Below are 12,795 nucleotides of genomic sequence, written 5' to 3' on the forward strand. Positions count from 1 at the left end.
TAACTTTGAATACAACAAAAGGAAAGGTGTTAAATCGTTATCATGTCATCTTCTTAGCGCAAAGTATTATGATTGGTACCGGTATCCTTTCGCTCCCTCAGAAATTAAGTCCTATGGGCTACACACAATCATTTATGCCTCTTCTCTTTGGTGTGATTGCTAGCCTGACACTATTTGCGATGGTATGGCTTTGTTCGAAGTTTCCCAATGATGATTTATTTCGAATGAATGAAATATTATTGGGAAAATGGCTCGGAAAATTTATAAATCTACTCGTCATTATTCAATTTATTGTTTTTAGTGCAGGGATTATTAGTAATTATATGCACTTAATTCAAAGTACTGCATTGCAGGAACAAACCATCACCATGCCTGTTCTTTGCTTTTTACTGCTACTTATTTATATTGTAAGTGGGGGTATTAAATCTATTGCACGATTTTGTATAATGACATTTTTTATTACCATTGGATTATTCTATTTTACGCGCTGGGCCATTGAAAAAGGTGATCCAAGTCATTTTTTGCCTCTCTTTAATTTTACGCCTAAGGAATTTTATGAAGCGTTAAAGCAAGGATATTTTTCTATCCTTGGTTACGAATTAATTCTATTTTATTTTCCATATATCATCGATCAAAAAAAGGCATTTCGTCATTCCTTAATCGGTATTTGGATTAGTATATTTTTATGCTTTATCACAACAGCTATTAGCGTCATGTATTATTCAGAGTGGCAATTAAAAAATGTAGAGTTTTCAGTATTAAACCTATTTAAGGCAGGAGAATTTACCTTTATTGAGCGAATCGATATCATTGGCATTACGCTTTGGGTTTTTCTAATCTTATCCTCGATTACAGCCTATGTATGGTGTGCAAAAAGGGGTATGGATACCTTCCTTAAAAAGAAAAAGCAAAGTTATCAGTTGTATATCATCGCCTTGATTATTTTCTTTATTGTAAAAATGCCCTTTTCGCGTGAATTCCAAGAAAAATTATTTATGGCAAGTAACTATGTAGGCTATGTACTGGTAAGCTGGCCAGTGTTTTTAATCCTGATATATGTTATTCGAAAAAAGCAGGTGCAGGTATGAAAAATAAACATCTATGCATCATTTCTTTTTTGATTTTCGTTTTACTTACAGGCTGTTCTAAAAAAGAATTAAAAGTTCCTCTAGAAGATGTTGGGATGGTAGACTCGATGGCTTTTGACTATATCGATGAGAACCAGATGAGACTCACAGTAGCGATCCCCCAATATTCTCCAGACGCAGAAAAAGACACACAAACTTTTTCTATCACAACAGATTTAGTATCAAGCGGCATCGTGGAAATAGAAAAGCAATCCGATAAGAAAATAGTCTTCAATCAATTGCGAGTTGTCTTAGTAAATGAAGATTTTGCGCGGAAAGGGAATGTTCGAAAAATTGTTCAGCACTTATATCGCAATGCGGAAGTAGGTAATAAAGTATTAATAGCTGTTGTGAAGGATAATGCGGAAGCGATTTTAAAAGGGGATTATCCTGATAAGCCAAGTATTAATTTTTATTTGAACAATCTATTAGAGCCGAGTATCAATACTGCTTTTAATCCCAATACCAATATTCATGATTTTATGTACTCGATTACAAATCCTGTAGTGGATACAGTATTACCTTATGTTGAAAAACGAGGGGAGAAATTAGAGATTAAAGGCGTTGCCATATTTAAAGGGAATCAGATGCATGAATTAATTAAACCTGAGGAAGCACTAGTTATTCAAGCTTTAAGTGGACAGAAAAATCTTGCTCCTTTGCACCTTGATTTAAATGCGGGACATGGAGAAGAAAAGGTAATGATTGATTTAATCGAGAGCAGTGTGAAAAAAGAGAGTAATAAAAATATGGAATCACCCAAATTAACGATTTTCTTAAAAATAAAGGGTACTTTAAGCGAATATAAAGGAGAAAGAGAATCACATTTATTTACAGTTGAAAGTATTAGTGATTTGGAAAAAGATGTGAATAAACAGCTGGAACAGGATATTAGTGAATTTTTAGCGCGATTAAATAAAACAGAGGTAGACCCAGCTGGCTTAAGCGAAGAATTTAGAATGTATCATCATGGAAAATGGACATCGAAAAAAACAAGAGAGCTTATTAGAAAATTAGACGTGAAGGTCCATGTAGAAACGTCCATTATTAGTACAGGTACTTTAAAATAACAGCAAAGACCCATTCGATAAGAAGGGTCTTTGCTGTTATTGTGTTTTTCGCATAATAAAGCTTAAATGTCTTCCAGCTTGTTTATCTTGACGATAAGAAAAGCCATCGGGACTAAGGAATGTACAGGTTTCATCAATTTGTATTTGATTCACTGGAATACCCGCAAGCTCACATTGCTTTTTGACTGTCTGCTGATTATCAATGTGGTATTTTTTCGTTTCTGCATTGTAATACATAAATTCTTCGGCATAACCAAGACTGTGAAATTTTTCATATACATCTGCGTCTACCTCAAATTTCTGCTGACTCAGTGCCATACCGATTTGAACATGAAAGTCCTCAGGTCGACACTGTTCTTCATTCATAAGATGCTGAAACAGTTTGGGTGTTATTTCTTTGACTGTTCCTTGCCATCCCGAATGAATCACACCGACGAGTCCATTCACAGCATTATAAAAAATAACAGGCACGCAATCTGCTGTAAAACTACATAATAGTAAGTTAGGCTCAAGTGTATAAAGCGCGTCTATATTCTTCACCGCTGTATCCATTTGCGCAGCTCCTCGTCCTTGATCGGCTAATGTGACTTTATGAAAGTTCGCACTATGTGTTTGCTCTGTACAAATAAAATTTTGTAAATCACAGTTCAATGTCGCAGCTAAATGCTGACGATTGTTAATGATAGCTTGAACATCATGGCAACTATGCAAAGCCATATTATTGTGTTCAATCTCCATCTCATCTTTTAAGGTCGTTCCTGCGATAAATTGCTCATTATCTATATACATTTTTATTTTCATTTAATCACCTCGTTTTACTATATAGGATCGCTTGTGGAATGTATAGGTTGCCGTTTTTTACTATTTAGCACTCCTTTACCCGTCTATCAAACTTTTAGACATAAAGAATCGATTTCCTCATATAGTAGAAGGAATGCTAGAGAGGGGGAGAGCGTGAATGTTGAGTGAAAAAGACATATTATTAATTTGCCAAGTAGGAATGGGTCTTTTTTGGATTTTTACATATATACTTGTTATTTACAAAGGATGGCAAGATAAAACCTATGGCATGCCTATGGTCGCTATTTGTGCCAATATTTCATGGGAATTTATCTTTGCCTTTTTCTACCCACAAAATGACCTGCAACGCTATATTACGCTGATTTGGTTTGTATTGGATGTCTTTATTTTGATGCAATTTTTACGTTATGCTCCAAATGAATATCGAAAGATGCTATCAAAAAAGCTATTGTATTTCTCCTTTTTGATCACGTTAATCTTTAGCATGCTGATCATTTTAGGTATAGTCTATGAATTTCAAGATTTCGAAGGAAAGTACGTAGCATTCTTTCAAAATCTTATGATGTCAGGTCTATTTATTGCTTTACTCTTGCAAAGAGGGAATTTAGCTGGTCAATCCATGGGGATTGCAGTTTGTAAGATGGTGGGTACATTATTTGCAGCGGTTGGCTTTTATCTATACTTCCGCACACCTTTAATTACCATTATTTCTGTAGCAACGCTCTTTTATGATTGGCTCTATATTCTCTTAATTTATCGATTACAGCGTAAGCAATTAGCAAAATAGGATATTTTGTGCAGCAATTGATCACTGAATCTATTAGTAATGTATGCCAATTACAAACATATTGCAACTTGATGACAATTCCAATGGGAAAGAATAGCGAGAGAAAGGGCTTTAACCAAACATATGGCGAGCTTGTCATACAATTGTAAAAATCCTTCCAAATATTTTGTGATGATTATGGCTCAGAAACTATTTACGATAATGGTAGAGCAATTAGGAAGGGTGATTAACATGATTAAAAAAATAAAAAAAGCAGCACTAGCTTCAGTAGTAGCAACTTCATTATTAGTGCCAGTTGCGGCAATGGCCGCCGAATCCTATACAGTGACATCTGGCGATACGCTATGGAAAATAGCATTAAAAACAGAAACGGGTGTACAGGAATTAATTGATGCCAACCCACAACTCGCTAACCCAAATCAAATTTCTCCAGGTCAAAAAATTAACGTCCCTGTAAAAGAACAGGCAACAGTTGAACAAGAGGTTGTGAAACTTGTCAATGCAGAACGGGCAAAAGCAGGTCTTCCAGCATTGCAAGAAGATTGGGAGCTATCAAGGGTTGCTAAATATAAGTCGCAAGATATGCAGGATAGAAATTACTTTGACCACACAAGTCCAACATATGGTACACCTTTTACCATGATGAAAAACTTCGGTATTACGTATAAATCTGCTGGTGAAAATATCGCGAAGGGCCAACGCTCCGCACAGGAAGTTGTAACGGCCTGGATGAACAGTGAAGGACACCGTGCCAATATCCTTAATAAAAGCTACACACATATTGGTGTAGGCTATGTACAGGAAGGTAATTACTGGACACAAATGTTTATTCAAAAATAAAAAAAGAAAGAGTATCTATTGGCTTTTGTGATAGCTAGTAGATGCTCTTTTTCGCGTTAAATTCTAAAGTATACCGTATTGGAAGCGTATATTACTTCTTCTAGAATTAATCCCCCTAAATCATTAAAAGGTTAATTAAGTACAAGAATACACATCAAACTATCTTTAGATATGTCAGGCTAAGGATAATGTAGCGTGTTTTTGCTATCTTGACAAATAAAAATAACCAAAAAACAACACACTATGAGCAATAGACGAATAAGATGTCTCTGTAGTATGAAGATAGAGGTGGTGTTTATGGTTGAAAAAGAAGTGGTTAGCTACATGTTGCGTTATCTGTATGACGGGTCTCGTAGGTTGTGAAAAAACAGCAGTCTCTGATAACAAGCTAGAACAAGAAATTCAACAACGTGAGGAAATAAAGCAACCTGTTACATATGAACAAGAACAAATGATTGATCCTATTGTAGAGGTTGTTGATCCAACTACGAGTAAGGTACTTAAAACAATATCTCCAAAGGAATTTGGCTTCGATACGGACCCACAAGCCTATCAAAAGCATATCGAACAATTAGCAAGGGAATGGGCAAGAGGAACGGACACATCAAATGGCTATGATCAGCGTATGATGCTTGATCGATTGGATGAAAACGGGCAAGTGATCAAGGGGAAGCCGCAAATCATTTTAAAGGAAAGTGAGCTAGTGGAGCGTATTATCGAAGCTTCTGCGACTGGCGGTCAGGTAGAAATGCCGCTCTATATAACAGAAAGTGGCTATTATTTTGAGGATCTTCCTTTATTAGAGGAAGTGGTTGTTGCATCTTATACAACTTATTTCAATCGTGCTGATTTAGGAAGAAATAAAAATATTGAGCTCTCTGCTAGAGCCATTCATAATGTGATTGTAGGCAGTGGCGATTATTTTTCTTTTAATACAATTGTAGGTCCAAGAGATGAGGCAAATGGCTATCAACCCGCACCTGAAATTATTAATAAGAAGGTAGTCATGGGAATTGGTGGTGGAATCTGTCAAACTTCTTCAACCTTGTTTAATGCAGTAGACCAAATTCCCGTCAAATATGTTGAGCGTCATCATCATTCGTTAGATGTAGGATATGTCCCAAAAGGAAGAGATGCTACGGTTTCTTATGATACGTTAGATTTTAGGTTTCAAAACTCAAATGATGTACCATTTTTAATTAAGGCAAGTTATGGAGAGAATTCTCTAACAATTGAAATTCGAACGGCAGAAAAATATGTAGAATTATTGAAAAAATCATAATGTTGTAAGGAGACACCACTGGACGTTGGTGTCTTTTTTCGGATCGCATGCTATAGTTAAATTGATACAGTTCAGAAAATTTTAGGGGGAAAAAGACAATGCATCCTAAACTACAAGCAACGATTGATTCGATTGATTTATACCAAGCAACTTACCCAGAGGATGCTTGTGTCATCGTGGCAGATACGGAAAAAGTGCTTGCCTACAAACCAGGAAAAAAGGTTGACTTAAAAGTTGGGGTTGGTGACCCAGTACATAAATATCGAGGTACAGCAACAGAAATAGCGTTAAGTTCAGGGAAATTTGTGAAAGAGGAGCGTAGCGCAGAAGGTTTTGGTATGGCCTATATCGCCTCTGCCCAGCCTATTTTTGAAGGAGGACGTATTATTGGCGTAGTAAGTGCCATTATTTCCAACGAAAAAATGGATAGTATGCGTCTATTGGCAACTGAGCTTTCGAGTGCTGTAGAAGAAATGACAGCTACAAATGAAGGATTAACCACTGCCAGTAAGGATGTATCCAATCGTTTGGAAGAGCTATCTAATTTCGCGGAATCGATGACAGGCGATATTGAACAAATTAATGTGATTGTCCATTTAGTAAAAGATTTAGCTATGAAATCGAGAATTCTTGGTCTAAACGCATCGATAGAAGCAGCACGTTCAGGTGAGCATGGGCGTGGCTTTGCGGTGGTCGCTTCTGAAATACAAAAAATGTCCCAGAGTAGTACAGAAAGTGCTGATAGCATAACTGTGCAACTAGAAAATATTAAACAATCCATCGATCAGGTCAATGCATCAACAAATCAAATTGCTGCGTTTACACAGCAGTTTGCTGCGAGTATGCATGAATTAACAGATGCCTACAAAGGGGTTAATAGTACAGCAGAAAAGCTAATGCAAATTAGTGACATCAAAGGATAGGCATATAAAAAGGATAATAGACAAGTGCTATTATCCTTTTTCATGATTAAATGATCTCTAAAATTTCCTGTGGTGTTGAGACACTGTATTCAGGTTCGTCATTTTGCACGACTTCTTTGGCATCATAGCCCCATTCCACCCAAATAATTGGTATACCGGCTTTCTTACAAGCAACAATATCCCTTTGCTCGTCTCCAATGTATACGACGTTAGACGAGTCGACATTTGCTTCCTTTAAAAACTTTTTCATTACTTTGTCCTTACCAAAAATGCGGTTGGAGCAAAGTACATCTGCTACACAATGAATACCGTTCATTTTAAGAAATTCTAAAATATTCTCTTTAGAGTTTGAGGAAATAATCAGGATTTTATAGCCTCTTTTATCAATCTCTATTAATAGTTCCTTCATTCCTTCAAAAAGATGAACATCATTTAATGATTGACGATACAATTTATAAAATTGCGGTAAAATCATAGGCAACTTATACATTGGAAAGTCGAATAATTTACTGCGTTCTGAAATTGATAATTTTTTTAATGTATCAATTTCCTTTAATTCAATGCCTTTAAATTTATATTTTTGGGCTAAAGTATTCCATGCTGAGGCAAACACAGCAGTAGAATCTGCAAGCGTCCCATCAAAATCAAAGATAATATGCTTCATTGCAAACTTTCTCCTTTTTCATCTCGTTGTATTGACGTTCTATGCTAAAAAATGTTACATGGAATGGGCATCTAGTATTCTTGAAATAACAACCATTTTGAGCGTACGTAAACATCTTATGGTAAATATTATCAGAAAATACGGCGATTGCAATGAAAATGGTACAACAAAAGGAGGTGTCTCAAAAGTCCATTGAGACACCTCGACATTATTGTGTTTTTTTCAAAAAGAAGGAGAGTATGACATTGATTATTGCCAGAACAAAACTGATAGAAAAGACAAAGGCCGAACCTGAAGCTGCTGCTTCTTGCGTATTAGTTGTTATGTCACTTAGGAGGTGCTGTTGTTTTGCTGAGAACAACGACACCATCACAGCAATACCAATTGCACCAGAAACTTGCTGAGAGGTTTGTGTAATCGCAATGCCATCTGGAAAGTATTGTCTTGGTAAGGCATTCAGCGTATTTGTTTGAACAGAGGCTAATACCATTCCAACACCAAGCATCATGATAATATGCGTTACGACTAATAGCCAAGTAGCTGTTTCTGTACCAGATAAAGCATAAAGTCCATACCCGATTACAACAAGTATAGTGCCAGGCGTAATGACTGCACGAGGGCCATATTTATCGAAGAATTTACCGATTGTAGGGGCTAATATACAGTTTAATAGACTACCAGGAAGCAACATTAAACCTGTCCCAAAAGCCGATACGAAAAGGACCATTTGCATATACATAGGAAGCACTACCAGCATAGACAACATATTGAAGAAGGTAATCATATTCATAAGAAGACCTAACACGAACATGGGGTATTGAAACGCTGTCAAATTTAACATCGGATGTTGCATTTTCAATTGACGTATTACAAATAAACATAAGGCGATTACACCTAGCAAAATGGTGCCTAGTACAGTAATATTTGACCAGCCTAAATCTCCGCCAGCACTGACACCATAAACGATGCCACCAAAGCTAATGGTAGATAAGAGAATGGACCAAAGATCAATAGCCAGCTGCTTTATTTCATTTACATTAGGAATAAAGATAAAGCCAAAAATAATGGAGAATAATAGGAAGGGGATGGTAACCCAGAATATCCAGTGCCAGGACAAACTATCTAAAATCATCCCAGCCAAGGTTGGACCGAAAGCGGGTCCAGCTAAAATAACGAGACCCATTACGCCCATAGCACTACCACGATTATTAGCTGGGAAAATTGTGAAAATCACATTTTGCGTTAAAGGTAATATAATCGCAAGTCCTGCTGCTTGAATAATACGTGCTAAAAGTAGGACAGCAAAAACGGGTGCGACTGCGGCAAGTATAGTACCGATTATCGAAAAGAGTAAAGACGCCATAAACATTTGGCGAGTAGTAAACTTTTGCATTAAAATGCCTGTTACAGGTACTAAAATGCCTAATGTGAGAAAGTATCCTGTTGCAAGCCATTGGATGGTTGTAGCGTCCACATCGAAGAGCAGGCTTAGCTCTCCAAGTGCAATATTTAATGCTGTCTCACTAAACAATCCTACAAAGCCAGCTACTAAGAGAGCAGCCATAATCGGACTTGTTTTTATTTCTTTATTCACAGTAAAAGCTCCTTTAATAAATGTTAGACGATCATAGGAGATTAAAATACAGAATATTTAGAAATTAATAGACGAATTTCTAGCAATCTTTTATTTTCTGCACAATAAAATGACCATGACGATGTTATCGTGATGTGGATTATCAGCGATCGTTTTTCCTATTAGCCAGTACACCTCCACGATACTGGCTTTTCTGATTTTTACTATAGCAAAAAAATTTTCTCGAATGTAAGTATTAATTCTAGCTTCATCTATACGATTTCACAATTTGGACAAACATTTTTGACATAGCATTCATTTTTTGAATGAATTAGAGGAGAAACGACGAGCACCTATCACAAATGCATGATAGGTACTGGTAATTTTTATAAAAGTTTTTCTGTTTTTTCGCGTGTTCGAATTAAATAAAAGGCATTGATGCAGGCGGCAATCGGAATAATCAATGCAATGCCGATTCCTGCACAAAAAATGGTTGTCATTTCGGCACTAAAAACCTTGGAGTTAATAATTTCCCCAATCGAATAGGAGAGGTCCTTGAACCAGATTAATAAGCTTAAATAGCCACCAAAGAAAGCAAAAAATAACGTATTAGTATCGGTTCCTAATATATCTCTTCCTATGCTTAAGCCAACTGTAAATAATTTTTTTCTACTCATCGAAGGATTGCGATAAAAAATCTCATGCATAGAGGTAGCGATGGAAATGGCTGCATCCATATTGGCACCTATCGTACTCATAATGATGACTGATGCACCAATCTGCACAAAATTAACACCAATGTAGAGAGAAAAGATGCTGATTTCTTCAGTTGATTCTTCGCCAAACCCTTGGATCATCGACTTTTCCGTTACAAAGGTAATAAAGAGTAGTAACATACCTATCGTCACCATCGTCGAGATAAAGGCTGTAATGGTTTTACTGTTTGTTTTATTGATATAGAAAAGACTAATACAGCTAATGACCGTACAGGCAATAAACGTCAAGATGATGGGGCTATTTTTAGGGTTTGTCATTAAAAAAATGGTGACAAAGAGCACACCAAAGTTTAGGAATAAAGAAAGAAATGAGCGTATCCCCTGTCTACCGCCGACAAGTACCATTAACACGAATAATATAACTGCTAATAAGACGACAACATTCATCCTTGAACCCTCTTTCGATTAATGAAAAATATAGCGGTATACTGACTGATAGGAATCGTAAGGACAACACCAATACCCCCTGCTAAGGCACGGGCTAATTCTAAAGAAAGATTTAAGGACAATGTAAGCCCTAATGTGGAAGAATTTTTTAAATAGAGAATAATCATAGGTATGGAGCCGCAAAGGTAGGCAAAGAATAAGATACTTGTAATGGTACCCATAATATCTTTACCGATTTCATGTCCCGAAGATTTCAGAGCCTTGACAGAGATTGTAGGATCTTGCTCGTATAAAGCAAAAATTGAGGAAGCCATTGTAATAGAAACATCCATTACTGCCCCAAGTGAGCCAATAAATAAACCTGCCATAAAGACAGTACGATAGGGACGTGTTAAAAATTGCATTTCTTCATAACGAAGACCATTTTCACCTGTCAACCACATTACAATAGAGCTTATGATAAGCGCTATAACAGTGCCTAAAAGTGTGGACACGATGGCTACATATGTTTTTGTATGCAATCCACTAATAAGTAGTAGCGAAATAATCGTAAATAGCAGGGCGCAAATGCCGCTGACTAATAACAGGCTTACGCCCCCATGCTTCACATAAAGATCTAATGCGAATGATAAAATCACAGCATTGACACTCAAACTAATGATAGAAAATAAGCCTTGTCTTTTACCTACAATAAGTAGGGCAAAAATAAAAATCCATGCAATCATTACCATGGTTTGATCTCGTTTTAAATCGAGAATGGTTCCTGTTAAAACAGATTGTGTTTTGCGATCATCTAGCGTGACAAAGATTTCATTGCCTACATGGTATTCTTGATCAAAAGCACCAGACGAAGAATAGTCATTCGTCAAATGAATGGATTGCCCCTTATGCTGACCATTTTTGATAATGGCCATAATCTCCTGTGTAAACAAAAAATCCTCATTTTCATACATATCTGTCATGGGTTCTGATGCTGTTACATCCACTTGCGTTATTTCCGCTATCGGTCGATCATAAAATTGTTCGTTATGATGTACGAAAACGATCGAAACCCCACAACAGAGTGCTAATAGGGCATAGAAAATAGCTTGTTTAAAAGGTATATTTTTAAAAAATGTCAAGTAAATGACCTCCAAACTGCTAGACTGAATAGTCACTTGTAAAGGAACGTTTTTTTGATTAAGAAGTTCCATAAACAGGTTAAATGTCATCATTTTAATAATATCTTTTACATTTTTCAAGTCGAGTCAGAACTGTTTAAAATTTATGCTTCGAAAAAAATTTAAAAAGAAGGATGGATAATATAATAAAATAGTGTTATCGTAAGATTAGCTAAATAAAAATATTCTTCGGGGTAGGGTGAAATTCCCGATCGGCGGTGATGAAGCAATTCAAAGTCCGTGAGCGCAAGCTGATTTGGTGCAAATCCAAAACCGACAGTTACAGTCTGGATGGGAGAAGGGTAAAAATGCGAACTTTTTAAATTGATACTAATTTAGAAGGTTTATTTGACTATGCATTTATTACAAAACTTCCCAATCATCTTGTGGGAAGTTTTTTTATTTAGCTACAATCGAATAGAAGATGTTCTTCGGGGTAGGGTGAAATTCCCAATCGGCGGTGATGAAGCAATTCAAAGTCCGTGAGCGCAAGCTGATTTGGTGCAAATCCAAAACCGACAGTGATAGTCTGGATGGGAGAAGAACGAATGAGATGACGGTCTATGAAAAAATTGTTTTCAACTAGGCTTATTTGTTGATGTCTTATACTCCCAAAACCCCTTTGATGTAAAGGGGTTTTTATTTTTTATTGCTAACGAGAGAAGGGAGAAGGATAAGGCACAAAAACAGGTGGATCAACTTTAAAAGTAAAGGATAGAAGTGCTAATAAAGTAGAGTAGGTGATGGAATGTTTACAGGACTTGTAGAGGATATTGGTATCATAAAAGCCGTGCAAAGCGATCGGGACAGTATGGAAATTACGGTTCAATCAGCTAAGATAACGGAGGATGTCAAGCTTGGTGACAGTATAGCGGTCAATGGAGTTTGTTTAACAGTGACAAATTTCACACAACAGCAGCTTACGATGGATGTTATGCCTGAAACAGTCAAAGCAACAAATCTACAGCAGCTGGCAATAGGCGATTCTGTTAATTTGGAGCGTGCCATGCCTGCTAATGGACGATTTGGTGGCCATTTTGTTGCTGGTCATGTTGATGGAGTCGGCAAAATTTTGCGAAAACGTCCAGTAGCAAACGCCGTTTATATTGATATCGAAATGTCAGAGGAGCTAACCAACTTTTGTATTCCAAAGGGTTCCATAACAATTGATGGCACAAGCTTAACCCTTTTTCATGTTGAAGCCAATAGTGTCACAATTTCACTTATTCCTCATACTTACAAAGAAACCGTTTTAGGTATGAAGAGGGTTGGAGCAATCGTTAATATCGAAACCGATTTAGTTGGAAAATACATTATAGGGCAATTAAAAAAGGGGCAAACAACGCCAGCTATTACAAGAGATTATTTAGCACAACATGGTTTTTAAATCACAGAATAGGAGTTG

General features: G+C 36.6%; 12 protein-coding genes and 2 riboswitches. Of the genes, 7 read left to right on the forward strand and 5 right to left on the reverse strand.

Going from position 1 to position 12,795, the window contains the following annotated elements; genetic code table 11:
* The first annotated feature begins 5 nt into the window (after positions 1-5).
* Entirely contained in the window at positions 6-1,088 is a 1,083-nt protein-coding gene (locus tag BFM98_RS13450; protein WP_054550732.1) for a GerAB/ArcD/ProY family transporter, read from the forward strand.
* Positions 1,085-2,197 carry a Ger(x)C family spore germination protein gene (locus tag BFM98_RS13455; RefSeq protein WP_066037643.1) on the forward strand — a complete coding sequence of 371 codons (1,113 nt, stop codon included), beginning with the start codon at positions 1,085-1,087 and terminating at the stop codon, positions 2,195-2,197. The genes BFM98_RS13450 and BFM98_RS13455 overlap by 4 nt, the downstream gene beginning before the upstream one ends.
* A gap of 36 nt (positions 2,198-2,233) precedes the next feature.
* On the opposite strand, the gene pgeF is transcribed toward BFM98_RS13455, so the two are convergent.
* A complete protein-coding gene (pgeF, locus tag BFM98_RS13460) occupies positions 2,234-2,998 on the reverse strand; it encodes a peptidoglycan editing factor PgeF (protein ID WP_066037644.1) in 765 nt (254 codons plus the stop codon).
* 157 nt (positions 2,999-3,155) lie between these two features.
* Between pgeF and BFM98_RS13465 the strand changes: the two genes are divergently transcribed.
* The 4 genes from BFM98_RS13465 (at position 3,156) to BFM98_RS13480 (ending at position 6,830) form a co-directional block, all read left to right on the forward strand.
* The gene (locus BFM98_RS13465) at positions 3,156-3,785 is read left to right on the forward strand and encodes a transmembrane-type terpene cyclase (RefSeq protein WP_066037645.1); all 630 of its coding nucleotides are present in this window, start codon (positions 3,156-3,158) and stop codon (positions 3,783-3,785) included.
* 231 nt (positions 3,786-4,016) lie between these two features.
* Positions 4,017-4,625, forward strand: a complete 609-nt coding sequence (locus BFM98_RS13470) for a CAP domain-containing protein (protein WP_066037646.1) — start codon at positions 4,017-4,019, stop codon at positions 4,623-4,625.
* 301 nt (positions 4,626-4,926) lie between these two features.
* Positions 4,927-5,907, forward strand: a complete 981-nt coding sequence (locus BFM98_RS13475; protein ID WP_066037647.1) for a VanW family protein — start codon at positions 4,927-4,929, stop codon at positions 5,905-5,907.
* 98 nt (positions 5,908-6,005) lie between these two features.
* Complete coding sequence (locus BFM98_RS13480; protein ID WP_066037648.1) at positions 6,006-6,830, forward strand: methyl-accepting chemotaxis protein; 825 nt, start codon at positions 6,006-6,008, stop codon at positions 6,828-6,830.
* A gap of 46 nt (positions 6,831-6,876) precedes the next feature.
* Here BFM98_RS13480 and BFM98_RS13485 read toward each other — a convergent pair whose 3' ends face one another.
* From BFM98_RS13485 to BFM98_RS13500, 4 genes are all read right to left on the reverse strand, one after another.
* Positions 6,877-7,494: an HAD-IA family hydrolase gene (locus tag BFM98_RS13485; protein ID WP_048389915.1), complete on the reverse strand. Its 618-nt coding sequence runs from the start codon at positions 7,492-7,494 to the stop codon at positions 6,877-6,879.
* 208 nt (positions 7,495-7,702) lie between these two features.
* Positions 7,703-9,088, reverse strand: coding sequence for a DHA2 family efflux MFS transporter permease subunit (locus BFM98_RS13490; protein WP_083225374.1), 1,386 nt, complete (start codon positions 9,086-9,088; stop codon positions 7,703-7,705).
* Between the two features lie 365 nt (positions 9,089-9,453).
* Positions 9,454-10,230: a YibE/F family protein gene (locus tag BFM98_RS13495; RefSeq protein WP_066037649.1), complete on the reverse strand. Its 777-nt coding sequence runs from the start codon at positions 10,228-10,230 to the stop codon at positions 9,454-9,456.
* Complete coding sequence (locus BFM98_RS13500; protein ID WP_066037650.1) at positions 10,227-11,351, reverse strand: YibE/F family protein; 1,125 nt, start codon at positions 11,349-11,351, stop codon at positions 10,227-10,229. The genes BFM98_RS13495 and BFM98_RS13500 overlap by 4 nt, the downstream gene beginning before the upstream one ends.
* A 220-nt stretch (positions 11,352-11,571) precedes the next feature.
* Positions 11,572-11,697: riboswitch (FMN riboswitch) on the forward strand.
* A gap of 116 nt (positions 11,698-11,813) precedes the next feature.
* Positions 11,814-11,939, forward strand: a riboswitch (FMN riboswitch).
* Between the two features lie 199 nt (positions 11,940-12,138).
* Between BFM98_RS13500 and ribE the strand changes: the two genes are divergently transcribed.
* Entirely contained in the window at positions 12,139-12,777 is a 639-nt protein-coding gene (gene ribE, locus BFM98_RS13505; RefSeq protein ID WP_066037651.1) for a riboflavin synthase, read from the forward strand.
* Positions 12,778-12,795: the final 18 nt, after the last annotated feature.

Source organism: Lysinibacillus sp. AR18-8, assembly GCF_001705465.1.
Taxonomy (GTDB): domain Bacteria; phylum Bacillota; class Bacilli; order Bacillales_A; family Planococcaceae; genus Lysinibacillus; species Lysinibacillus capsici.